Origin of the sequence: Lentzea sp. CA-135723, from assembly GCF_050936595.1 — a bacterium.
GTDB lineage: Bacteria > Actinomycetota > Actinomycetes > Mycobacteriales > Pseudonocardiaceae > Lentzea.
On record NZ_JBNJMK010000001.1, the window covers coordinates 303,175 to 325,076 of the forward strand.

Consider the following 21,902-nt stretch of genomic DNA (forward strand, 5'->3'; position numbering starts at 1 on the left):
CACGCGAACGGGGGTCCCGGCACATGGCCGGGACCCCCGTTTTCGCAGGTCACTAGCGTGCGAACTGGAACCAGTTCACGTTCGCCAGGTCACCGCCCGTGCCGCCGGTCGCCACCAGGTACAGCCGGTGCACGCCGGTCGCGCCCGACGCGGCGGCCGTGCGGCTCGTCCACGTCTGCCAGCCGCCGGTGCTCGCCGCGGACACCGTCGCGACCACCGGGCCGGTCGGGCTGTCGAGGCGGAACTGCAACGTGCCGTTCGCCGTGGAGCCCGATGCGAGGCGCGTGGTCACCGAGGTCGGCGGCGTGGCGCCGAAGTCGACGTCCGCGTAGGCCACGTAGTCGCCCGGCGTCAGGTAGCCGACGTTCTGGCCGCAGCCCGAGTCGGTGCACCGCTCGACCTGCGTGCCGCGCTGCTCGTCGTAGTACGAGGCGCCGATGATGTTGTAGGCGTTCTGCGTGGCCGGGAACTGCGTGCCGAAGCCGTACGGGAACAGCGGTGCCTTGCCGTCGCCGACGTTGATCGGCTGCTGCGAGGCGCTCTGCATCCACGTGAACGGCAGCGTGCCGATCGGCTTGTAGTCGCCGAAGAGCACGTCCGCGACGCCGTTGCCCTCGGTGCCGGGCAGCCAGGCGGCCACCAACGCGCTCCACTGCGGCAGCTGCGCCGCGATGTCCAGCGGGCGTCCGGACACGAGCACCACGACGACCGGGACACCGGTGGCGCGCAACGTGTTCAGCGTCGCGATGTCCTCGGCGTCGAGGCCGAGGCTGCCGGGCCGGTCGCCAGCGCCCTCGGTGTACGGGGTCTCACCGATGACGGCGATCGCGGCGTTGTACGTGCCGTCGATGCCCGTGCCGTTGCGGTTGTACGTCACCGTGGTGGACGTCGACACGGCACTGCGGATGCCTTGCAGCACAGTGGTTCCCGGCGTCACCGCGCCGCTGCCGCCCTGCCACGAGATCGTCCAGCCGCCGCTCTGGTAGCCGATGTTGTCCGCGCTCTTGCCCGCCACGAAGATCTTCGACGCCGTCTTGGACAGCGGCAGCACGCCGTTCTGGTTCTTCAGCAGCACCTGCGACTTGCGCACGGCCTCACGGGCCAGCGCGCGGTGCGCGGCGTTGCCGACGGTCGGCGTGTAGGTGCGGTCGGTCAGCGGCTTCTCGAACAGGCCGAGCTCGAACTTCTTGGTGAGGATGCGGCGGTTGGCGTCGTCGATGCGCGACATCGGCACGCGGCCCGCCTGCACCTCCTGCTTGAGGTAGGTGATGAACTGCCGCCACTCGGTCGGCACCATGATCATGTCGAGGCCGGCGTTGATCGAGTCGCGCACCTCGGCCGCGGTGAAGCCGGGCTGGCCGTCGATCTGGTCGATGGCGTTCCAGTCCGACACGACGAGGCCGCTGAAGCCGAGCTCGTTCTTCAGCACGTCGGTGATCAGGTACTTGTGGCCGTGCAGCTTCGTGCCGTTCCAGCTGCTGTAGGTGATCATGACCGAGCCGACGCCCTTGGCGATGGCGTCGCGGAACGGCGGCAGGTGCGTCGCGCGCAGCTCCGCCTCGCTGACCTGCGTGTTGCCCTGGTCGGTGCCGTTGGTCGTGCCGCCGTCGCCGATGTAGTGCTTGGCCGTCGCAAGCACCGAACCGGGGTCGGACAGCTTCGAACCCTGCAGGCCGGTGATCATCGTCGTCATCGCGGTGGCGTCCTGCGGCGTCTCACCGAACGACTCGTAGGTGCGGCCCCACCGGTCGTTGCGCGCGACGCACAGGCACGGCGCGAAGTCCCAGTCGATGCCAGTGCCCGACACCTCCTCGGCGGTCGCGCGGCCGATCCGCTGCACCAGCCCGGGATCACGGGTCGCTCCCAGGCCGATGTTGTGCGGGAAGATCGTGGCGCCGACGACGTTGTTGTGCCCGTGCACGGCGTCCACGCCGTAGATCATCGGAATGCCCAGCGGGGTGGCGATCGCCGCGCGCTGGAAGTTGTCGTACATGTTCGCCCACGACGTGGCGTTGTTCGGCGACGGCGCGGAACCGCCACCGGACAGCAGCGACCCTAGCCGGAAGTTCGTCAGATCGGCGTTGCTGACCGCGTTCCGCTCGGCCTGCGTCATCTGCCCGACCTTCTCGTCGAGCGACATGCGGCCCAGCAGGTCGGCCACGCGCGCCGGGATCGGCTGCGCCGGATCCTTGTAGATCGGGTCGGCCGCGGCGGCCGTACCGGTGGGGATGACGGCGGCACTGAGCAGAAGTGCGGCCGCGAGGAGCTTTCTCACAGGGCAGACCTCCGGGGGACGAGGTCCTGTTTACCTTGCGGCACAACAGGGTTGACCGGAGCGTAACCTCGGTCGACCAAGTGGTATAGACCAACGGGGAACCGGTCCTGGTTCCGGTTCCCCGTCAGCGTTCTAACGGCACCAGGACGCGACCAGCTCGGCGAAGTCGGGGAACTCGGCCCGTGCCGCCGCCAGCACCTCGGCGGGCGTGCGCGGCGCGAGCCCGGAGTACTTCTCCGCCACGGCACGCAGTTCGGCGTTCTCCACCCCGCTGTCGGACCCGAACTCGACGGCCTCCTGCGGCCCCACGCCGCCCGCGAGCAGCCACAGGAACTCGCCCAGGCTCGTCGCGACCGGCCCGACCTCGCCCTCGGACCCGAAGAACACCACGGGCTGCGCCGTCAACGGCCCCTCCCGCACCAGCCACAGCACGGCCAGACCGCCCGTCCCGTCCTGCCCGAAGGTCCGGAACGCGTCCCCGTCCAGCTCCTTGTTGCCGGTCCACGAACGGATCCAGTCGGTGGTCTCCTCGGCCGAGTCGAACTCCTGGTACGGCTCGTAGTCCATGTTGCCCGGCGAGGGCTCGTCGGCCTTCTCGTCGTACTCCCACGGGAAGTCGATGCCGCTGAGAGCGGCCAGCGCGGCGGGGAAGGCGCGGTCGTCGGTGATCTCCACGTGCGCACGCTACTTCAACAGATCGCCCGCCCACGGCGTCTTGGTGCAGGAGAGGAGTCAGACATGCCTATGCCCAGGTGGTGGGGCCACGTCAACAAGCGCGTGTTCAACCCGCACGCGCTCAGGAGCGGTAAGTGGGCGGTGCTCACCCACGTGGGCCGCAGCTCCGGAATGCTCTACCGCACCCCGATGGAGGCGCACCCGGTCGACGGCGGCTACCTCGTGGTGCTGGTGTACGGGTCGAAGTCGGACTGGGTGCGCAACGTGATGGCGGCGGGCCACGCGAAGCTGACCGTGGGCGGCGAGGACGTCGAGGTGACGGCCCCGCGCGTGGTGACGGAGGCGGAGGCGTTCGAGGCACTGGCGCCTGACGTGAAGCGCCCGCCGAAGTCGCTGCGCATCAAGGAGTTCCTCCGGATGGACGTTCTCTAGCGCGGCACTGGTCGGTGTGCTCGGTCGCGAGCTTGCCCAGAGCGAGCCGGTTGGTCAGGCCCGTTTTGGTCAGCAGGCTCGACATGTGCTTCTCCACCGTGCGGCGGGAGAGGTGCAGCTGCGCCGCGATCTCGTTGTTCGCGAGCCGCGCGCCGAGCAGCCGCAGCACCTCGTACTCCCGCACGGTCACGCCCGCGAGCCGCAGCTCGTCGGGCACCTCGTCGACGCCGGACCTGCGTTGCGTGAGGCGGACGCCCATCAGGCGCAGCTGGGCCCGGCACGCGCCGGCGACGGCCGGGACGCCCGCGTCGTGGAAGTGGTGTTCGGCGGCGCGCAGCCACGCCTCGGGGTCGCCCCAGCCGTCGCGGGCCGCCGCCTCGCTGACGAGCCTCAGGCCCAGGTGGCGGGCCATCGGGTAGAGCAGGCCCACCTCGGCGCTCTCGGCGACCTGGACGGCGACGTCGTGCTCTCCCGCCGCGCCGGCCAGGACGGCGGAGGCGAGCAGGGCGAAGTGGTGGTCCCAGCGCAGGCCCGCCGCCGGGTCGGCGACCGCGGTGTCGTACTCGGCTCTGGTCAGGTCGCCGTCGACGGCGCGCAGCAGCAGCGAGAGGCCCAGCCGGCCGGTCAGGTGGTAGGTGGTCGGGGTGGCGCGTTCGGCCTCCAACGCCGCCGCCAGGTCGGCGCGGGCCCTCGGTCTGTCCTCCTCCAGCAGTGAGCAGAACGTCGCGGCCAGGCCGTGCAGGCGGGCCGTGTGCTGTTCGCCGCCCGGTTCGGAGAGCACGGACCAGGCTTCCGTCAACGTTGTCCGGTCGCCCCGGTGGCCCGCGAGGACGGCTCGCAGGACGAGTTGCAGGCCGATGTCGACCTCGGACTGGTAGCGGGCGATCACCGCGCCGATCCGGGACGCCGACCTGGACGTCCACGCGTGGCGGGAGCGGCTCGCGGCGGCGTTCCAGGACTTCGCCCGCTTCGAGCTCACCGTCCAGCACGCGGTCGGCGTCGGTGACCTGCCGCACCTCGACGACCCCGCGCACGTCCGCTCCGCCATCACCAGGGCGGGCGCGGGGGTGCTCGCCCAGGACGCCCAGCTCGGCACGGCCTGGGGCGGCACCGACCTCTCCACCGGCCAGTGGCAGCGGCTCGCGCTCGCCCGCGGCCTGGCGCGCACCACCCCGCTGGTGCGGTTCTTCGACGAACCGACCGCCTCGCTCGACGCGTTCACCGAGGACGCTCTGTTCGGCAGCATGACCAGGGCCACCGACGGCGCGCATGGCATGATCACGGTCCTGGTCACGCACCGCTTCTCGGCCGTCAGGTCCGCCGACCTGATCGTGGTGCCGGCAGGCGGCGGCGTCGCAGAACTCGGGTCGCACCAGGAACTTCTGGCGCGGGGCGGCCAGTACGCCCGGCTCTACCGGTCGCAGGCCGACGCCTTCGCGGATTAGCCTGCGGGGATGGACGTCCGGCACCTGCGCTACTTCCTCGCCGTCGTGGACCTCGGCAGCGTGAACAAGGCCGCGGCCGCCCTGCACGTCGCGCAACCCTCGCTGTCCCAGGCGATCCGGGCGCTCGAACGCGACCTCGGCATCGACCTCTTCCGGCGGGCGGGTCGCCGGCTGGTGCTGACGGACGCGGGCGAGGCGCTCATCGGACCGGCCCGGCAGGTGGTGCGCGTGCTCGCCACGGCGCGAGCGAGCGTCGCGGAGGTCGCGGACCTGCGGGTCGGGCGGGTCGAGATCGCCGCGATGCCGTCGCAGTCGGTCGAGCCGCTGGCGCGGATCATCAAGGCCGTCACGGAGAAGCACCCCGGGCTGTCGATCGCGGTGCGGTCGGCGTTCACGGCCGAGGACGTCGTCGACGAGGTCCGAAGTGGACGGACGGAGCTCGGGCTGCTCGGCGCGAGTGAACCGGTGTGCGACTCGCGGGTGCGCGTGACGCCGCTGGGCACGCAGCGGTTCGTGCTGGTCTGCCCGCACGGCGGGCCGTTCGCGCCGGACGCGGTGGTGCGGCACGAGGACCTGGCAGGGCAACGGTTGATCGTGGGCCAGCCCGGCACCGGCATGCGGCGGGTCGTGGACGAGATCAGCGCTCGGGCCGACATCACGCCGGTGGTGGAGACCGAGCACCGCGAGGCGATCCTGCCGCTCGTGCTCGGCGGCGTCGGGATGGCGGTGCTGGCCGAGTCGTGGGCGCCGCTCGCCCGGCAGGCCGGCGCGCTCGTGCTGGCCCTCGAACCCGCCCGGTACCTGCACCTCGCGCTGGTCGCGGGCCCCGGCGACCTCAGCCCGGCCGCGAGCGCGTTCCTCGACGTCGCTCATAGCCTGAACCTCTAACGCTGGGTGGACGCGCGTCTTGGACGTGGGCGTCCGGATGGTGATGTCATCGGAATCATGGTCACTCACCGCATCGCGCTCGTCCCGGGAGACGGCATCGGCCAGGAGGTGACGCCCGCGGCCTGCCGGGTGCTCGACGCGGCCGGGCGGCGGCACGGCATCACGTTCGTCTACGACGAGTTCGACTGGTCGTGCGCCCGGTACGTCGCGGAGGGCGCGATGATGCCCGCCGACGGGCTGGAGCGGATCCGGCACCACGACGCGGTGCTGCTCGGCGCGGTCGGCGATCCGTCGGTGCCGGACCACGTCTCGTTGTGGGGGCTGCTGATCCCGATCCGGCGCGGCTTCCGGCAGTACGTGAACCTGCGGCCGGTCAAGGTGTTCGCGGGCGTGGAGAGCCCGGTGCGCGGGGCCGCCGCGATGGACCTGGTCGTGGTGCGGGAGAACGTCGAGGGCGAGTACAGCGAGGTCGGTGGCCGGTTCGGGCGCGGGTTCCCGGAGGAGATGGCCGTCCAGGAGTCGGTCTTCACGCGGGCTGGTGTGGAACGGATCGCCTCGTACGCGTTCCGGCTGGCGGGACAGCGGCGCGGGCACGTGACGTCGGCGACCAAGTCCAACGGCATCGTGCACACCATGCCGTTCTGGGACGAGGTGGTCGCCGAGACCGCACTGTCCTTTCCGGACGTCGGCTGGACGTCCGAGCACATCGACGCCCTGTGCGCCAAGGTGGTGCTCGATCCCGCGCGGTTCGACGTGATCGTCGGGTCGAACCTCTTCGGGGACGTGCTCAGCGACCTCACCGCGGCCGTCGCGGGCAGCATCGGCATCGCGCCGTCCGCGAACATCAACCCCGAGCGCGACTTCCCGTCGATGTTCGAACCGGTGCACGGCTCCGCGCCCGACATCGCGGGCAAGGGCGTCGCGAACCCGCTGGGCGCGATCTGGACCGCGGCGCTGATGCTCGACCACCTCGGGCACGCCGAAGCGGCCGCGTCCGTCGAGCGCGCGATGGCCGACGTGCTGGCGCGGACGCCCGTCCGCACGCCTGACCTGGGCGGCACCGCCTCGACCGGCGAGTTCACCCAGGCCGTGCTGGACAGCGTGTCATGAGCGTGCCGCTGCCGTTCGAGCGCAGGACCGTCAACTCGGATGGCGTCGACATCCGAGTCGGGATCGCCGGGGACGGGCCGCCGTTGCTGCTCCTGCACGGCTATCCGCAGACGCACGTCATCTGGCACCGGGTCGCGCCGGAACTGGCCGAGGACTTCACCGTGGTGGTCACCGACCTGCGCGGGTACGGCGACAGCGACAAGCCCGTGCCAGGTCCGGACGACGCCGAGTACTCGAAGCGCGCGATGGCCGCCGACCAGCTGGCGGTGATGACCGAGCTGGGCTTCGACCGGTTCGGGGTGGCGGGCCACGACCGCGGCGGCCGGGTGGCGCACCGGCTGGCCCTCGACGCGCCCGACGCGGTCACCAAGCTCGCGGTGCTGGACATCGTGCCCACCCGGCACGCGTTCGAGCACGCGGACAAGGACTTCGGCCTCGGCTACTTCCACTGGTTCTTCCTGGCCGCGCCGAACGGCATCCCCGAACGCCTGATCGGCGCCGACCCGCGGTTCTGGATCGAGGCGCGGATGCGGAGCCGCCACCACGGCGGCACGCCGTTCGACCCGGCGGCGGTGGAGGAGTACGTCCGCTGCTTCTCCGACCCCGCCGCGATCGCCGCGTCCTGCTCCGACTACCGAGCCGCCGCCGGCATCGACCTGGAGCACGACCGCGAGGGCGGGATCGTGCAGGCACCGCTGCTCGCGCTCTGGGGCGAGCACGGGTTCGTCGGCCGTCACTACGATGTTCTGAACATCTGGAAGTCGTACGCGCGGGATGTCCGAGGCCGGGTGCTCGACTGCGACCACTACCTGCCGGAGGAACGCCCTGACGAGGTGGCGGCCGCGTTGAAGGAGTTCTTCAGCTCGTGAGCTGACCGGACAGCCTGGTGTGCAGCTGGGCGCTGTGCGGGTTGAGGCCCACGATCTCGACCTCGACCCCGCGAGAGGCGAACTTCGCGGTGACGGCGTCGAGCGTGGCGACCGCCGAGCTGTCCCAGACGTGCGCCGCGGACAGGTCGATGACCACTTTGGACACTGTGTCGCCGTAGTCGAAGACGTGCAGAAGTTCGTTGGTGGAGGCGAAGAACAGCTCGCCGGTGACGGCGTAGACGCGGACGCCGCCGTCCGGGTCGAGCACGCTGGAGACCTCGACCAGATGCGCGACCCTGCGGGCGAAGAAGATCGCCGAGAGCACCGCGCCGGCCAGCACGCCGAGCGCGAGGTTGTGCGTGGCCACGACCGTGCCGACGGTCACGACCATCACCGCCGTCTCGCTCTTCGGCGTGCGGCGCAGCGTCGAAAGCCTGATGCTGCCCCAGTCGAACGTGCTCACCGACACGAAGACCATCACCGCGACCAGCGCGGCCATCGGGATGAGCGACACGACCGGGCCGAGCACGAACACCAGGACCAGCAGGAACACGCCCGCCGCGAGGGTCGACAGGCGGGTGCGGCCGCCGGACTTCACGTTGATCATCGACTGGCCGATCATCGCGCAGCCCGCCATTCCGCCGAAGAACCCGGTGGCGATGTTCGCGATGCCCTGGCCGCGCACCTCGGTGCCCTTGCTGGACGGCGTGTCCGTGAGGTCGTCCAGCAGCTGGGCGGTGAGCAGCGACTCGATCAACCCGACCGCGGCGAGCGTCAGCGCGTACGGCGCGATGATCGCGAGCGTGCCGAACGTGAACGGCACCACCGGCAGGCCGAAGCCGGGCAGAGCGGACGGCAGCTCGCCCTGGTCGCCGACCGTGGGCACGGCGATGTGCAGGAACACCGTCAGCGCGGTGACCACGACGATCGCGACCAGCGGCGCGGGCACGACCTTGGTGAGGCGCGGCAGCAGGTAGATGATCCCGAGCCCGAGCGCCGCCAGCGCGATCACCGGCCAGCCGCCGCCGGTGATGTGCGGGATCTGCGCTGCGAACAGCAGGATCGCCAGCGCGTTCACGAAGCCCGTCATGACCGTGCGCGGCACGAACCGCATCAGCCTGTGCACGCCCAGCAGTCCGAAGAGGATCTGAAACATTCCTGTTAGGACGGTCGCCGCGAACATGTACTCCACGCCGTGGTCCCGCACCAGCTGCACGAGCACCAGCGCCATCGCACCGGTCGCGGCCGAGATCATCGCGGGACGGCCGCCCGCGAACGCGATGATGATCGCGATGGTGAACGACGCGTACAGGCCGACCTTCGGGTCCACCCCGGCGATCACCGAGAACGACAACGCCTCCGGGATCAGCGCGAGCGCGACGACCAGCCCCGACAGCAGGTCCGCACGAGTGTTCGCGAACCAGGTCGTGCGCACGCGCTGAAGCAGGGACGGCCGGGAGGCCTGGGAGGAGGACACATCAACCTCGATGCAGGGAAACGCAGGTCTGGGACGCGCGACGGCGGTGGCGCGGCGCAACCCTACCCTGACGTGAGGGTAGGGTTGCGCTGCCGGACGTTGATCGTGAGCGGCGTCTCAGGCAGGCAGGTGCGACCGCAGCGTGGCGGCGAAGTCCTCGGCGATGGCGAGCTGCTTGCGCAGGGCCTCGCACCGTTCCTCGGCGGCGTTCCAGAACTCGGTGAGCCGGCGCAGGTGCTCGTCGCTGCTGTCCTCGGCCAAGGCGTCGAGGAGCTCGAGCAGCTCGCGCATCTCGTCGAGCTGGAAGCCCAGCGGCTTCATCCGCATGATCACGCCGAGCCGTTGCACGTCGGGTTCGGTGTAGAGGCGGAACCCGCCCTGGCTGCGCGCACTCGGCACGACCAGGCCGACTTCCTCGTAGTAGCGGATCGTGCGCAACGACAGGCCGATCCGTTCGGCGACCTCACCGATCTGCATGCGCTCGCCCACAACGTCCCTTCCGCCAGCGGTCGCCCATTCTCCCACGACTTGCATCCGGGGCCTGGGTACGGGTTTACCGTCGGACCATGAGCGACGAGGTGTGGGCACCGGCGGCGTGCACGTTGCCGGCGGCTTCGAGGCCACCGCGGGTGGCGGAGTTCGACGAGCTGTTCGCCGCCGGCGCGCGCCACCGTCCAGAGAGGACACGGCTGGTGCTGGACCTGGAGCCGCGCCCGGAGATCGCGGCGCGCGCGGCGGACCTGGCGGTGCGGGAGACGGGCTGCTGCTCGTTCTTCACGTTCGCGCTCACCGCCTCCGGTGGCGCGCTCAGCCTGGCGATCTCGGTGCCCGCCGAGCACGTCGCGGTGCTGGACGCGCTGGAGGCCCGGTGACCGCGCTGCGCACGGGCGAGGTGGCGGAGGCGGCCGGGGTGAACCGGGAGACGCTGCGGTACTACGAACGCGTCGGGTTGCTGGCCCGGCCCGACCGGTCGCTGGGCGGGCACCGGTTGTACCCGCGCGAGACCGTGACGGTGATCCGGGTGATCAAGGCCGCGCAACGGCTCGGGTTCTCGCTGGAGGAGATCGGCGAGCTGCTGGGGGCGCGCAGGCCCGGGCTGGGGGAGCGGGCCGTGGTGAAGCTCGGCGAGGTGGAGGCGAAGATCGCGGACCTGGAGGTCGTCCGGGACACGTTGCGCGCGGCCATCACGGCCGGTTGCGACGACCTGGTGGCGTGCTCGCACACGCCCGCGTGCCCGTTATCGTCCTGATCAGCTGATCGGGAGGGTTGCTTTGCCTGGGTTCGTCGCGGGGATGGAACGTCATCAGGTGGCCGTCTACCTCGGCGCGCTGGCGGCGGGCGGGCTGGCGGGGTGGTTCGTCCCGAGTGCTGGGCCAGCGCTGGAGCACGCGATCAACCCCGTGCTGGCGGTGCTGCTGTACGTGACGTTCCTGCAGGTGCCGGTGGCCGAGCTGGGGCGCTCGTTGCGGTCCGGGCGGTTCCTGGCGGCGGCGCTGGTCGTGAACTTCGTGGTGGTGCCGTTGGTGGTGGCCGCGCTCTTCGCGTTCCTGCCTGACGATCAGGCCGTGCGGGTCGGCGTGCTCCTCGTGTTGCTCACACCGTGTGTGGACTACGTGATCGTGTTCAGCGGGCTGGCGGGCGGTGACAGCCGGCGGTTGCTGGCGGCGACGCCGTTGTTGTTGCTGGCGCAGATGGTGTTGCTACCTGGGTACCTGTGGCTGTTCCTCGGGGCGGACCTGGCGGTGGTGGAGCCGGGGCCGTTCGTCGAGGCGTTCGTGGTGCTGATCGTGGTGCCGCTGGTGCTCGCGTGGCTCACGCAGACGTTCGCGCGGCGGGTCATCGGCGCGATCAGCACGTCGATGGTGCCGTTGATGGCGGTGACGTTGTTCGTCGTGGTGGCGTCGCAGGTGCCGAAGCTCGGTGACCTCGGGCTGGTGGTGCGGGTGGTGCCGTTCTACGCGGTGTTCCTGGTGGCGATGGCGTTCGCGGGGATGGCCGTGGCGCGGGTGTTCCGGGTGGACGGACCGGCCGGGCGGGCGATCGTGTTCACCGGGGCCACGCGGAACTCGCTGGTGGTGCTGCCGCTCGCGCTGGCGTTGCCGGGGGACGTCGCCGCCGTCGTCGTGGTCACCCAGACGATGGTCGAGGTCGTCGGGATGGTCGTGTACGTCAAGGTGGTGCCGCGGCTGGTGCCGTGAGGCGGTCAGGAATCGAGAAGCACCGCGGGCGGGGCGGCGAATAGCGTTCCCGGCATGACCTCATTCGACGCGATCACCCTCGAAGTGGCCGACCTCGCGGCCGCCGAACGCTTCTACGCCACCGCTTTCGGGCTCGGCTCCCGGCTGCGCCTGCGGGCCTCGCAGGAACCGGCCACCGGATTCCGCGGCTTCACCCTCTCGCTGACGGTCGCGCAGCCCGGCGATGTCGACGTCCTCATCAACGGTGCGATCGACGCCGGCGCGACGGTGCTCAAGCCCGCCGCCAGGTCGATGTGGGGCTACGGCGGGGTCGTGCGGGCGCCGGACGGCACGATCTGGAAGGTCGCGACCTCCGCCAAGAAGAACACCGCCCCGGTCACCGGCGCGGTCGAGGACGTCGTGCTGCTGATCGGCGCCACCGACATCGTGGCGAGCAGGCAGTGCTACGTGGACCACGGGTTCGTGGTGGAGAAGAGCTTCGGCCGCGTGTACGTGCAGTTCGCCGGGACCGGCGGCATCAAGCTGGGCCTGTACCGGCGGCGCGCGCTGGCCAAGGACGCGGGCGTCGCGCCGGAGGGGTCCGGGTCGCACCGCGTCGAGATGCACGGCGCCGGGGAGTTCACCGACCCGGACGGGTTCGCGTGGGCGTCAGGGCAGCCGGTCGGCCAGCTCGGCGCGTGAGCGGATGCCGAGCTTCGTGTAGACCTTGCGCAGGTGGTACTCGATGGTCTTCGGGCTGAGGAACAACGCGGCGGCGACCTCGCGGGTGGTCTTGCCCTCCGCGAGCAGCAACGACACCTGCAACTCCTGCGGCGTCAGGGTTTCCTCGTCGTCCCGACGCTTGATCGTCTCGCCGGTGGCGCCGAGTTCGACCGCCGCCAGGTCCGCCCACCGGGCCGCGCGGAGGCGCTCGAACGTCTCCAGCGCGGCGTGCAGGTGCGGGCGTGCGTCGGCCCGGCGGCGGGCCCGGCGCAGGCGGGCACCGTAGGCGAGCCGCGTGCGCGCGGTCTCGAAGTCGTCCAAAGTCCTTTCGTGGTACCGCAACGACGCCTCGAAGTGCGTCTCGAAGTCCTCGCTGAGGATGCCGGACGTCCGTTCGGCGCGGGCCATCGACCAGGGCTGGCCCTTGGCGCGGGCCGCTGCCCGGAAGCGCTCGGCGATCGGTTCGGCCTCGGCACGGCGGTGCAGCCGGACCAGGGCGTCGGTGAGCTCCGGCGCGGGCGACAGGTCCGGGTCGACCAGCCTCAGGTCGTCGAGCAGTGCGGCGAGCTCTTCCAGGTGGGTCAACGCCTTCGCGGGGTCGCCGCGGCCCAGTTCCAGCTCTCCCAGCGCGAACAGCGACCAGACGCGTCCGATGTGGATGTCGCGGGACCGGCAGAGCGGCAGGGCCTCCGCGACCAGGTCCCGGCAGCGGTTCTCGTTGCCCAGCCTGGCCTGCAGCCACGCCCTGCCCGCGAGGCACATGGCGAGGTCGGTCTCCTGGCCGGCCTCGCGGGCCAGCCGCGTCGCCTCGTCGTAGGTGGCTTCGGCACGCGCCCACTGGTCGGTGGTGGCCTCGTCCCTCGCCACGTGGAAGAGCAGCGCGGGAAGGGTGCCGACGGCGGCCTCGTCGCGGGCGTGCGCGACGGTGCGGCGCAGTTCGGTGCCGGAGTCGGCGTCGCGCAGGAAGAGCGGGCCGATCATCAGCCAGGACAGCCTGCTCCGGTCCTCGTGCAGGAGACCGGAGGTCGTGAGCAGGTCGACGGCGGTCCGGATCTGGTCGGCGCCGCCGCGGTTGGCGAGGATCCTGGCGACTCCGGCGGCCATGTGACCGAGGCCGGTCGCCCGCGGGGTCGTCACCTGGGGGAGCCTGGCCTCGATCTCGTGGGCGAGGTCTAGGCCGGTGGCGGTGTCGCCGAGGTAGAAGCAGGCGTTGACGGCGTCGGCCAGCAGGACGACGGCGGCGTCGGGGGTGCCGGAGGCCGCGGCGGCCTGACGGCAGAGGTCGCGGGCCTCGGTCAGCGACCCGGTGCGTGCCGCGATCGCCGCCCGCAGCTCCACGGCACGGCCGGGGCCCGCCTGGTCCACCAACGCGATCGACCGCTTCGTCTCGCCGGCGAGCCACGCGGACTCCGCGGCCGAGACGCACAGCGCCGCGTGCCGTTCGAGGTCGGGACTGAGGCGCGCCGCCCGCTCGTACGCGGCGGAGGCGACGTCGTGCGCGCTGCGGTCGTGCGCTCGCTCCGCCGCCTGCACCAGCAGGCCGGCCACCACGGCGTCCGGCCCGACCGCGGCCTCGGCCAGGTGCCAGGCCTGCCGGTCGGACCCTTCGCCGACGGCAGCCGCCACGGCCCGGTGGATCGCCCGGCGCCGCTGCGGGTCGGCGTCGCCGTACACGGCCGCGCGGATCAACGGGTGCCGGAACTCCACGCGTCCGGCGGCGATCCGCACCAGCCCGGCGCTCTCCGCCTCGGCCAGCGCGCCGACCTCGACCCGGTGCACCTCGCACGCCCCGGCCACCACCCGCAGGTCGGCGCCCGCCACGGCCGCGACCAGCAACGCCGCCTGCCCGGACGCGCTGAGCGAACGGGCCTGCGCGGCGAACTCGTGGGCCAGCGCGGCGGACACCGGCAGCGGCGCCTCCGGGGAGGTGTCCACGCGGTGCGCGGCCAGTTCGACCAGGGCGAGGGGGTTGCCCGCGGTCGCGCGGTGCAGGCGGGCGATGTGCTCCGGCGACACCGGGCCCGAGCGGCTCGACACCAGGTCGCGGGCGGTGGCGAGGTCCAGGCCGGTCAACGCCAGCGCGGGCAGCGGCGGGTCCGGGGCACGGGTCGCGGCCAGCAGGACGACCGGGTCCGCGGCGAGGCGGCGGGCGGCGAACGCCAGCGCGTCCACCGACGGCCGGTCCACCAGGTGCAGGTCGTCGAGCAGCACCGCGAGCGGCCGGTCCTCGGCGAACCGGCACAGCAGGCTCAGCGTCGCGGCCCCGACCGCGAACCTGTCGATCGCCGGCCCGGACGCCAGCGCGAGCGCCACGGACAACGCCTGGGCCTGCGGCGCGGGGATCTCGGCCAGCCGGTCCAGGGCCGGGCGCAGCACCTGGTGCAGCCCGCCGAACGGGATCTCGCGCTCGGCGACGCTGCCCGCCGCGTGCACCACGGTCATGCCGGTCGCGCACGAGGCGGCGAAGCGCAGCAGGGTGGTCTTGCCGACGCCCGGTTCACCGGTGAGGGCGAGCGCGCCGCCGCGGCCGATCCGGGCGCTCGCGACGAGCCGCTCGATCCGGTGCCGTTCCGAGTCGCGGCCCATCAGCACACGGGGGAGTGTAGGTCGGCGAAACCCTAGGTGGGGCACCTGATGCGGCCACGTCGCCGGCGCTCCTAGGTTCCTGAGCCTCACCAGGGAGGGAAGAGATGACCACGACAAGACCCGAGGTCGACACCGACAAGCTGATGCAGTTCGTGTTCCGCGCCGTCGACGAGGTGGGCGCCACGCTCAACGCCGCGCTCGTCGTCATGGGCGACAAGCTCGGCTACTACCGCGCGATGGCCGACGGGCAGCCGGTCGGCGCCGCCGAGCTCGCCGACCGCACCGGCACCGCCGAGCCGTACGCGCGGGAGTGGCTGAACGCCCAGGCGGCGGGCGGGTACGTCACCTACGACCCCGCGACCAGCAGGTATTCGCTGCCGATCGAGCACGCCGTGGCGTTGACGGTCGAGGACAGCCCCGCGTTCCTGCCCGGCATGTTCCAGATCGCGCTGGGCACCGTGCACGACGCCGGACGGGTGCTGGACGCGGCGCGCAGCGGCTCGGGCGTCGGCTGGCACGAGCACACCACCGACGTGCACGTCGGGTGCGAGCGGTTCTTCCGGCCCAACTACTCGGCGAACCTGATCGACGGCTGGCTGCCCGCGCTGGACGGCGTCACGGACAAGCTCCGCGCCGGCGCACGGGTCGCGGACGTCGGCTGCGGCCACGGCGCGTCAACGATCCTGATGGCTCAGGCCTTTCCCAAGTCGACGTTCGTCGGATCGGACTACCACCCCGAGTCGGTCCGGGTCGCGCGCGAACGCGCGGAGGCCGCGGGGGTGAGCGACCGCGTCACGTTCGAGGTGGCCTCCGCCAAGGACTTCACCGGCACCGGCTACGACCTCGTGACCATGTTCGACTGCCTGCACGACATGGGCGACCCGGTCGGGGCCGCGCAGCACGTGCGGGACGCGGTGGCGGGCGACGGCACGTGGATGATCGTCGAGCCGATGGCAGGTGACCGCGTCGAGGACAACCTCAACCCCGTGGGCCGCACCTACTACGGCTTCTCCACGCTGCTGTGCACGCCCGCGTCGCTGTCGCAGGACGTCGGTCTCGCGCTGGGCACCCAGGCCGGGCCCGCGCGGTTGCGCGACGTCGCGGTCGCCGGTGGGTTCACCCGGTTCGCCGGTGTCGCGCAGACGCCGTTCAACCAGGTCCTCGAAGTCCGCCCGTGAACGCCGAGCCGCGCCCGGTGCGCGAGGCCGACCGCACCGGGTTCGCCGACCGCGCCGGGGTGCGGCTCGCGTTCCGGGTCTACGACAACCCCGGCAGGCCGACCGTCCTGCTGATGCCCACCTGGTCGATCGTGCCGTCGAGGTTCTGGAAGGCCCAGGTCCCGTTCCTGGCACGGCACTTCCGGGTGGTCACGTTCGACGGGCGGGGCAGCGGGGAGTCGGATCGGCCGGCCGGGTTCAAGTCCTATGTGGACTCGGAGTGCGCGGAGGACGCGATCGCCGTGCTGGACGCCACGGACACCGCGCGGGCCGTGCTGGTGGCGTTGTCCCGCGGCGACGCGTGGTCGGTGCTCGCGGCCGTCCGCCATCCCGCGCGGGTCACCGGGATCGTCGCGATCGGACCGGCCAGCGGGTCGCTCATCGGCGTCCAGGACCAGGAGCGAGAAGCTTGGGAGGCAACGGAAGGCGACACGCCGTACAATCGGCACCACTGGCTCGGTGGCGGCTACGACGACTTCACCTCGTGGTTCTTCTCGCGCATGTTCTCCCAGCCGCACTCGACGAAGCAGATCGAGGACGCGGTGCGGTGGGCGCACGAGATCGACCCGGTGACGCTCGTCGACACGACTGCTGGAAGGTTGGCGTCGGAGTCCATTGAGGACGAATGCAGGCAGGTGCGGTGCCCGGTGCTGGTGATCCACGGGACCGACGACCAGATCCGGCCGCACGCCATCGGCGCGCGCCTGGCCGAGCTGACCGGTGGCGACCTCGTGCTGGTCGACGGCGCCGGGCACGGGGTGCACGCCCGCGACCCGGTCCGGATCAACCTGCTGATCAAGGACTTCGTCGACCGCGTGCACCCCTCGGTGAGGCGTGTGCGGACGTCGCGGACCAGGCCGTTGCGGGCGCTCTACCTCAGTTCGCCGATCGGTCTCGGGCACGCCCGGCGCGACCTGGCCATCGCGACCGAGCTGCGGAAGCTCGAACCGCGGCTGGAGGTCGACTGGCTCGCCCAGCACCCGGTCACCGAGGTGCTCGGGCCGGCGGGCGAGCGCGTCCACCCGGCGTCCGCGTGGCTCGCCACCGAGTCGGCGCACGTCGAGGAGGACGCCGGGGAGCACGACCTGCACGTGTTCGAGGCGTTCCGGCGGCTGGACGCGTTGCTGGTGGCCAACTTCATGGTGTTCCAGGACCTGCTGGAGGACGAGCCGTACGACCTGGTGATCGGTGACGAGGCCTGGGACGTCGACTACTTCCTGCACGAGAACCCGGGGTTGAAGCGGTTCTCGTTCGCCTGGCTGACGGACTTCGTCGGCTGGCTGCCGATGCCGGACGGCGGCGCGCGGGAGCAGCGTCTCACCGCCGACCACAACCTCGAGATGATCGAGCACCGCGCACGGCTGCGCCGGGTGCGGGACCGGTCGGTGTTCGTCGGCGACCCGGACGACGTGGTCTCGCTGCCGTTCGGCGAGGGGCTGCCGGCGATTCGCGAGTGGACGGAGCAGAACTTCGACTTCTGCGGCTACGTCACGGGGTTCGACCCGGTGGGCGAACGCGAGGTGGAGGCGTTGCGCGGTCGGCTCGGTCTCCGCTCCGGCGAGAAGCTCTGCGTCGTCGCGGTCGGTGGTTCGGGAGTGGGGGAGTCGTTGCTGAAGCGGGTGCTCTCCGTGGTGCCGGAGGCGGTTCGGCGGGTGCCAGGGTTGCGGTTCCTCGTCGTCACCGGCCCGCGGATCGACCCGTCGGCGTTGCCGGCGCACCCCGCTGTCGAGATCCGCGGGTTCGTTCCCGACCTGCCGCAGGTCCTCGCCGCGTGCGACGTCGCGGTGGTCCAGGGCGGCCTGACCACGTGCATGGAGCTCACCGCGGCGCGGCGCCCGTTCATCTACGTGCCGCTGCGCCACCACTTCGAGCAGAACTTCCACGTCCGGCACCGGCTCGACCGCTACGGCGCGGGCCGGTGCATGAGCTACGAGGAGGTGGCGGACGGGCTGGCCGCGGCGATCGCGGAGGAGATCGGCCGGCGTCCCGCGTACCGGGAGGTGGAGCGGGACGGAGCGGCGCGGGCCGCCGCTCTGCTCGCCTCGCTGCTCTAGCTCGCCCCTAGTTCGCCCGGTCGTCCGCCGCGGCGGTCTGGGTCAGCACCGCCACCGTCTGCTCCAGCCCGCGCTGCACCTCGTCGCCCTGCGCCTCGCGGACGCTGTGCAGGCTCACGGTGATCCGCGACCGTCCCGGCGAGACCTCCTCGACCTGGAGCTCGCCGTGGTAGTCGTCCGGGCCCTCGGCACCCCACTCCAGGGTGCGGTGCTCCGGGTCCGGCCGCACCCAGGCCTCGCCCTCCACGTGGTGGCCGTGCACCTCGGCCTCCACGTGGACCTGCTCGCCGCCCTCCGGCTCGGCGGCCGTCATCTGCGGGAAGTAGCGCGGCAGGTTGCGCGGCTCCGCGAGGAAGCCGAAGAGCGTGTCGGCCGGGATGTCCGCCTCAGCTGTGTGCGTGTACGTCGTCATGGCGGTCCGGGTACCCGATCGCCCGGTCGGTGAACACGTCCCGCGTGCGCGCCACGTGCTCGTGCCAGCCGCGCTGGTCGCGCCGGAAGATCGGCACCACGAAGGCGCCGCCCACGTACAGCGCCACCACCGCCAGGTCCCACCAGCCGATGTCGACGAGCGGCGACACGACCGTCGCGTACGCGAGGAAGCCGGTGAAGCCGAGCAGTTCGCGGGCCAGCAGGGCGAACGGGTTGGCGCGCGTGCCGTTCTCGGCCCGGACGCGGTAGTTGAAGAGGATGCCGCCGACGGTCAGGCCGTTGGCGGCGGCGGGCAGGACGACGCGGAACGCGGCCAGCACGCAGACGGCCCACAGCGGGTTGCTGTGCAGCAGCAGCTTGGCGATCACGATCACCAGGACCAGCTCGGAGATCAGGCCCAGCAGGCGGCGCGGCACGGTGACGGTTCCCTGCGGTGCCTCGGCCTCTTCCGAGGACGGCACGCGGGGCACCACGAAGGCGGCCGGCGCCAGCATCCAGCCGAAGAAGCCGCCGAAGGTGTTGGAGATCAGGTCGTCCACGTCGGCGATCCGGTACGGGCAGGGGTAGAAGCCGAGGTTGCCGGTGTACTGGACCACCTCCACGGCCAGGGAGATGCCCATGGCGATGGCGATCACGGCCAGCGGGCCCTTGCCGTAGGCCTTGCGCAGGACGATGCCCAGGGGAACGAAGAGGGCGACGTTGAAGAGCTGCTGGAGGAAGGCCTGCGACTGGACCATCGCTCCGATGCCGGACCGTCCGTAGGCCGCCATGTTGTTGCTCATGTCCGTGACCCACTGGAACGGGACCGTGGACAGCATCTGGTCGCCGGTGCACAGGTTGTCCGGGTCGCTCGGGAACGGCAGGAAGATCAGCGCCAGGGCCACCAGACCGTAGGCGAGCAGCCCGTAGAGGACGAAGGCCCTGCGGGGCTCGACGCGCCTGAAGCGGAAGTAGTGCAGCAGGATCAGGGGGACCAGGACCGAGAGGCCGACACCCACGAACGCCAGGAAACCGGTTCGGGCGGTTTCCCAGTACGACGCCATCATGAGCGATCCAATGCCCGCTTCGAGGTGCGGTCAAACCTCGGTTTCGCCGGAATCCGTCGGATGGCCGCCGGAGGTGCATCCGGTCGGGCTCGCCGGTCAGTCCCGCAGACCGTGCGGGACTGACCGGCGGTGACTTACGGCGTCACCTTGGCGTTGGTCAGGCCCTTCTTGGCGCCTGTCACCGTGTTCGACGCGTAGACCACGTTGGGCTTGCTCGTGCACTGGGACAGCGTGGTGATCTTGATGGCGTACTCGCCGGAGTTGCCCACGTCCGACCTGTTGTTCTTCCAGGTGTTGCCGCAGCCGCTGAGGTTCCCGGTGATCTGGTGGGTCTCGTAGCCGTTGGCGAGAGTGCCCGGCTTGCGGAACGTGCCGGTGTTGTTCTCCAGCAGGTAGCCGGAGCCCTTCACGTCGACCCAGGAGTCGGCGGAGTGCTGGCCCGCGATGCCCTGACCGTTGAAGGTGTTGCCGCGGATCACGCCGTTCTGGGTGCCCTCCTTGATGTCGATGTGCTCGGCGGTGACGTTCGGGCCGATGGTGTTGTTCAGGACCTGGACCCGGTCGCTCTTGTCGATGCCGCCGCTGTTGCCGTGGCACTCCCAGTTGGACTCGGCGGAGCCGATGTAGACGCCCTCGCCGTAGCCGGTCTGGACGAGGCCGGTGTCGGTGATCCTGGAGTTGCGGATGACGCTGTCGGCGGAGGACTTGCGGAAGTGCACGCCCTCCTCGTCCACGTGGTGGACGGTCACGCGGTCGATGACCGTGTGGTGGGAGTTGTCCGCGACGATGCCCTTCTTGGACTCGGCGACGGTGAAGCCGGTCAGGTTCCAGTACGGGGCGTTGGAGAGCCACAGGCCGTAGCCCGAGTCGTAGCCCGGGGCTGGGGTGGGGCAGTCCGGTGGGTCGCCGGACGGGCCGTCGTTGATCAGGACGGCGGTGGTGGGGCCGGTCAGGGTGATGGGTTGCGCGGACGTGCCTGGTTTTTGGGTTACGAACGAGCCTCGGTAGGTGCCTGCTGCCAGGGAGATGGTGGTGCCTGGGGTGGCGTTGGCCAGTGCGGTTTTGAGCTGGGCTGCTGTGGAGACGTTGACGGTCGCGGCTTGCGCTGCCGGCGTCCACTGGGTGGCCGCCAGCAGCGTTACCGCCACTGCGCAGGTTTTGCGGTACTGCAAGGAAACCTCCGTGGGTCAGGGCGGCGGAGGTGACTTACGGGGCGACGAAGTTGCCGGACAGGATGATGAGCACCTGCAGGGTGATGCCGGTGCCGTAGTAGTCGTTCTTGTCCGGGCTGAACTTGTTGATCTGCGCGAAGAGCTTGTCGAGCCAGGCCTGGCTGCCGGGGTCGGTCATGGCGGCCACGGCGAACGGCGCGGTGAAGCAGGGGTGCTCGCCGGACTCGGTGGCGGTGCCGTTGAGCTTGTAGCCGGAGCCGATCTTGGCGGGGTCGCCGCCGGTCTTGGCCTGGATCCAGGTGTTCATCTTGCGGACCTGGGCCTTCGCCGCGCTGTCGGACGCGGTGATGGCGTCGGCACCGAGGCGCCACGGGTCGCGGCAGGCGTTCCAGCTGTAGGCGCCGTCGTAGGAGCCCTCGAGGAAGTTCGCCGGCGCGGGCTTGATGCTGCTGCTGTTGGTGTTCACCACGAAGTCGGGCAGCAGACCGGTGCTGCCGGAGAACTGCGACTGGAGCTTGGTGATCGCGTTCTCGTGCGTGGTGCGGACGCTGGTCCAGGTCGAGTCACCGGTGGCGTTGGCGAACGCCCGGAAGTGGCCGGGCATCCAGTCCGACGAGCGCGAGCTGTTCTTGTACTCGGCGTCGTTGCCCCAGTCGCCCAGCAGCATGAACTTCGAGCTGGAGTTGACCTCGGACTTCTTGATGGCGTTGATGACCCGCTTGGCCTCGGAGAGGTAGTTCACCGAACCCGAGGAGCCCCAGACCTTGTCGGCCACCAGCAGGCCGTACGCGATCTCCAGGTCGCCGTCGGTCGCGGAGTCGCTGCCGTTGACGCTCTTGCAGTTCGCGTCCTGCTCGGCCGCGTGCAGGTCCTTGTTGTTGACCGACGGGTGCGCCTTCACGAACTTCAGGATGCCGTCGAAGATCGCCCGCGCCTGGGGGTCCTTGCCGCCCATCATCGCGGCGATCGTCATGCCGTAGCCCTCGCCCTCCGCGACGTAGGCGTGGTCGGCGTCCTTGGACAGCACGGCATAGGTACCGGAGCCGCACTTGGTGCTGAGGAAGTTCGTCTTCCAGAAGTTCCAGTACTTCATCAGCGCGGCGTCCTGCGTCGCCTGGTCGGCGGACGGGCGCAGGGTGCCGGGAACGTAGGGGGACGCCGCGGCTTTCGCCGCCACCGGGGCGGCGATCGCCGAGTGCGAGGTGATGAGACTCGTGGCCGCGACAGCGGTCAAAGCCAGTGCTTGCAGGGTTTTGCGCATGTGTCCCTCGCTCCGTGAGACCGGTTTCTCTTTGAGGGCGGCGATTTTTGTGAGCGTGGCACA

At 71.2% G+C, this 21,902-nt stretch carries 21 protein-coding genes and 1 pseudogene; 11 read left to right on the top strand and 11 right to left on the bottom strand.

What is annotated here, in order from left to right:
- Positions 1-52: 52 nt before the first annotated feature.
- From ACQEU1_RS01225 to ACQEU1_RS01235, 3 genes and pseudogenes are all read right to left on the bottom strand, one after another.
- The gene (locus ACQEU1_RS01225) at positions 53-442 is read right to left on the bottom strand and encodes a carbohydrate-binding protein (RefSeq protein WP_433211268.1); all 390 of its coding nucleotides are present in this window, start codon (positions 440-442) and stop codon (positions 53-55) included.
- A gap of 24 nt (positions 443-466) precedes the next feature.
- Positions 467-2,275, bottom strand: a pseudogene (locus tag ACQEU1_RS01230) (glycoside hydrolase family 3 protein); the annotation flags it as partial.
- Between the two features lie 132 nt (positions 2,276-2,407).
- Positions 2,408-2,950: an SMI1/KNR4 family protein gene (locus tag ACQEU1_RS01235; RefSeq protein WP_433195242.1), complete on the bottom strand. Its 543-nt coding sequence runs from the start codon at positions 2,948-2,950 to the stop codon at positions 2,408-2,410.
- A 63-nt stretch (positions 2,951-3,013) separates the two neighbouring features.
- Here ACQEU1_RS01235 and ACQEU1_RS01240 point away from each other — a divergent pair, with 63 nt between their 5' ends.
- Positions 3,014-3,382, top strand: coding sequence for a nitroreductase family deazaflavin-dependent oxidoreductase (locus ACQEU1_RS01240; protein WP_433195244.1), 369 nt, complete (start codon positions 3,014-3,016; stop codon positions 3,380-3,382).
- Here the strand turns inward: ACQEU1_RS01240 and ACQEU1_RS01245 are convergent.
- Positions 3,351-4,361: a response regulator transcription factor gene (locus tag ACQEU1_RS01245; protein WP_433195247.1), complete on the bottom strand. Its 1,011-nt coding sequence runs from the start codon at positions 4,359-4,361 to the stop codon at positions 3,351-3,353. The two genes, ACQEU1_RS01240 and ACQEU1_RS01245, sit on opposite strands and share 32 nt — an antisense overlap.
- Here ACQEU1_RS01245 and ACQEU1_RS01250 point away from each other — a divergent pair.
- The 4 genes from ACQEU1_RS01250 to ACQEU1_RS01265 are packed head-to-tail and all read left to right on the top strand — an operon-like array spanning position 4,294 to position 7,694.
- Entirely contained in the window at positions 4,294-4,827 is a 534-nt protein-coding gene (locus tag ACQEU1_RS01250) for an ATP-binding cassette domain-containing protein (RefSeq protein ID WP_433211271.1), read from the top strand. The two genes, ACQEU1_RS01245 and ACQEU1_RS01250, sit on opposite strands and share 68 nt — an antisense overlap.
- A gap of 9 nt (positions 4,828-4,836) precedes the next feature.
- Positions 4,837-5,715: a LysR family transcriptional regulator gene (locus tag ACQEU1_RS01255; protein ID WP_433195249.1), complete on the top strand. Its 879-nt coding sequence runs from the start codon at positions 4,837-4,839 to the stop codon at positions 5,713-5,715.
- A gap of 57 nt (positions 5,716-5,772) precedes the next feature.
- Positions 5,773-6,825 (top strand): tartrate dehydrogenase, encoded by a 1,053-nt coding sequence (locus ACQEU1_RS01260; protein ID WP_433195251.1) that lies wholly within the window; start codon positions 5,773-5,775, stop codon positions 6,823-6,825.
- On the top strand, positions 6,822-7,694 hold the full coding sequence (locus tag ACQEU1_RS01265) for an alpha/beta fold hydrolase (RefSeq protein ID WP_433195253.1): 873 nt from the start codon (positions 6,822-6,824) through the stop codon (positions 7,692-7,694). The genes ACQEU1_RS01260 and ACQEU1_RS01265 overlap by 4 nt, the downstream gene beginning before the upstream one ends.
- On the opposite strand, the gene ACQEU1_RS01270 is transcribed toward ACQEU1_RS01265, so the two are convergent.
- Positions 7,684-9,129 carry a SulP family inorganic anion transporter gene (locus ACQEU1_RS01270; protein WP_433195255.1) on the bottom strand — a complete coding sequence of 482 codons (1,446 nt, stop codon included), beginning with the start codon at positions 9,127-9,129 and terminating at the stop codon, positions 7,684-7,686. The two genes, ACQEU1_RS01265 and ACQEU1_RS01270, sit on opposite strands and share 11 nt — an antisense overlap.
- 159 nt (positions 9,130-9,288) lie before the next feature.
- Positions 9,289-9,648 carry a MerR family transcriptional regulator gene (locus tag ACQEU1_RS01275; RefSeq protein WP_433195257.1) on the bottom strand — a complete coding sequence of 120 codons (360 nt, stop codon included), beginning with the start codon at positions 9,646-9,648 and terminating at the stop codon, positions 9,289-9,291.
- Between the two features lie 89 nt (positions 9,649-9,737).
- On the opposite strand from ACQEU1_RS01275, the gene ACQEU1_RS01280 reads away from it, so the two are divergent.
- The 4 genes from ACQEU1_RS01280 to ACQEU1_RS01295 are packed head-to-tail and all read left to right on the top strand — an operon-like array spanning position 9,738 to position 12,050.
- Positions 9,738-10,043 carry a hypothetical protein gene (locus ACQEU1_RS01280; RefSeq protein ID WP_433195259.1) on the top strand — a complete coding sequence of 102 codons (306 nt, stop codon included), beginning with the start codon at positions 9,738-9,740 and terminating at the stop codon, positions 10,041-10,043.
- Positions 10,040-10,420, top strand: coding sequence for a MerR family transcriptional regulator (locus ACQEU1_RS01285; RefSeq protein WP_433195261.1), 381 nt, complete (start codon positions 10,040-10,042; stop codon positions 10,418-10,420). Before ACQEU1_RS01280 ends, ACQEU1_RS01285 begins: the two co-directional genes overlap by 4 nt.
- A gap of 43 nt (positions 10,421-10,463) precedes the next feature.
- Complete coding sequence (locus ACQEU1_RS01290) at positions 10,464-11,369, top strand: bile acid:sodium symporter (RefSeq protein WP_433195263.1); 906 nt, start codon at positions 10,464-10,466, stop codon at positions 11,367-11,369.
- A 54-nt stretch (positions 11,370-11,423) separates the two neighbouring features.
- The gene (locus ACQEU1_RS01295; protein ID WP_433195265.1) at positions 11,424-12,050 is read left to right on the top strand and encodes a glyoxalase; all 627 of its coding nucleotides are present in this window, start codon (positions 11,424-11,426) and stop codon (positions 12,048-12,050) included.
- On the opposite strand, the gene ACQEU1_RS01300 is transcribed toward ACQEU1_RS01295, so the two are convergent.
- Positions 12,018-14,657: an ATP-binding protein gene (locus ACQEU1_RS01300; protein WP_433211274.1), complete on the bottom strand. Its 2,640-nt coding sequence runs from the start codon at positions 14,655-14,657 to the stop codon at positions 12,018-12,020. The two genes, ACQEU1_RS01295 and ACQEU1_RS01300, sit on opposite strands and share 33 nt — an antisense overlap.
- A gap of 104 nt (positions 14,658-14,761) precedes the next feature.
- On the opposite strand from ACQEU1_RS01300, the gene ACQEU1_RS01305 reads away from it, so the two are divergent.
- On the top strand, positions 14,762-15,835 hold the full coding sequence (locus ACQEU1_RS01305) for a class I SAM-dependent methyltransferase (RefSeq protein WP_433195267.1): 1,074 nt from the start codon (positions 14,762-14,764) through the stop codon (positions 15,833-15,835).
- Positions 15,832-17,928, top strand: a complete 2,097-nt coding sequence (locus tag ACQEU1_RS01310) for an alpha/beta fold hydrolase (protein ID WP_433195269.1) — start codon at positions 15,832-15,834, stop codon at positions 17,926-17,928. Before ACQEU1_RS01305 ends, ACQEU1_RS01310 begins: the two co-directional genes overlap by 4 nt.
- Before the next feature lie 7 nt (positions 17,929-17,935).
- Here ACQEU1_RS01310 and ACQEU1_RS01315 read toward each other — a convergent pair whose 3' ends face one another.
- The 4 genes from ACQEU1_RS01315 to ACQEU1_RS01330 all read right to left on the bottom strand — a co-directional run bounded on the left by ACQEU1_RS01315 (position 17,936) and on the right by ACQEU1_RS01330 (position 21,839).
- On the bottom strand, positions 17,936-18,340 hold the full coding sequence (locus ACQEU1_RS01315; RefSeq protein ID WP_433195271.1) for an SRPBCC family protein: 405 nt from the start codon (positions 18,338-18,340) through the stop codon (positions 17,936-17,938).
- Positions 18,315-19,406, bottom strand: a complete 1,092-nt coding sequence (locus ACQEU1_RS01320; RefSeq protein ID WP_433195273.1) for a VanZ family protein — start codon at positions 19,404-19,406, stop codon at positions 18,315-18,317. Before ACQEU1_RS01320 ends, ACQEU1_RS01315 begins: the two co-directional genes overlap by 26 nt.
- A 134-nt stretch (positions 19,407-19,540) precedes the next feature.
- Positions 19,541-20,578: a right-handed parallel beta-helix repeat-containing protein gene (locus ACQEU1_RS01325; protein WP_433195275.1), complete on the bottom strand. Its 1,038-nt coding sequence runs from the start codon at positions 20,576-20,578 to the stop codon at positions 19,541-19,543.
- A 34-nt stretch (positions 20,579-20,612) separates the two neighbouring features.
- Positions 20,613-21,839, bottom strand: a complete 1,227-nt coding sequence (locus tag ACQEU1_RS01330; RefSeq protein WP_433195277.1) for a glycosyl hydrolase family 8 — start codon at positions 21,837-21,839, stop codon at positions 20,613-20,615.
- Between the last annotated feature and the right edge of the window lie 63 nt (positions 21,840-21,902).

Excerpts from the sequence above, each read along its gene's own strand:
- ACQEU1_RS01240 (WP_433195244.1), top strand. The coding sequence starts at position 3,014 with ATGCCTATGCCCAGGTGGTGGGGCCACGTCAACAAGCGCGTGTTCAAC.
- ACQEU1_RS01255 (WP_433195249.1), top strand. The coding sequence starts at position 4,837 with ATGGACGTCCGGCACCTGCGCTACTTCCTCGCCGTCGTGGACCTCGGC.
- ACQEU1_RS01260 (WP_433195251.1), top strand. The coding sequence starts at position 5,773 with ATGGTCACTCACCGCATCGCGCTCGTCCCGGGAGACGGCATCGGCCAG.
- ACQEU1_RS01265 (WP_433195253.1), top strand. The coding sequence starts at position 6,822 with ATGAGCGTGCCGCTGCCGTTCGAGCGCAGGACCGTCAACTCGGATGGC.
- ACQEU1_RS01275 (WP_433195257.1), bottom strand. The coding sequence starts at position 9,648 with ATGCAGATCGGTGAGGTCGCCGAACGGATCGGCCTGTCGTTGCGCACG.
- ACQEU1_RS01280 (WP_433195259.1), top strand. The coding sequence starts at position 9,738 with ATGAGCGACGAGGTGTGGGCACCGGCGGCGTGCACGTTGCCGGCGGCT.
- ACQEU1_RS01290 (WP_433195263.1), top strand. The coding sequence starts at position 10,464 with ATGGAACGTCATCAGGTGGCCGTCTACCTCGGCGCGCTGGCGGCGGGC.
- ACQEU1_RS01295 (WP_433195265.1), top strand. The coding sequence starts at position 11,424 with ATGACCTCATTCGACGCGATCACCCTCGAAGTGGCCGACCTCGCGGCC.
- ACQEU1_RS01300 (WP_433211274.1), bottom strand. The coding sequence starts at position 14,657 with ATGGGCCGCGACTCGGAACGGCACCGGATCGAGCGGCTCGTCGCGAGC.
- ACQEU1_RS01305 (WP_433195267.1), top strand. The coding sequence starts at position 14,762 with ATGACCACGACAAGACCCGAGGTCGACACCGACAAGCTGATGCAGTTC.
- ACQEU1_RS01315 (WP_433195271.1), bottom strand. The coding sequence starts at position 18,340 with ATGACGACGTACACGCACACAGCTGAGGCGGACATCCCGGCCGACACG.
- ACQEU1_RS01320 (WP_433195273.1), bottom strand. The coding sequence starts at position 19,406 with ATGATGGCGTCGTACTGGGAAACCGCCCGAACCGGTTTCCTGGCGTTC.
- ACQEU1_RS01330 (WP_433195277.1), bottom strand. The coding sequence starts at position 21,839 with ATGCGCAAAACCCTGCAAGCACTGGCTTTGACCGCTGTCGCGGCCACG.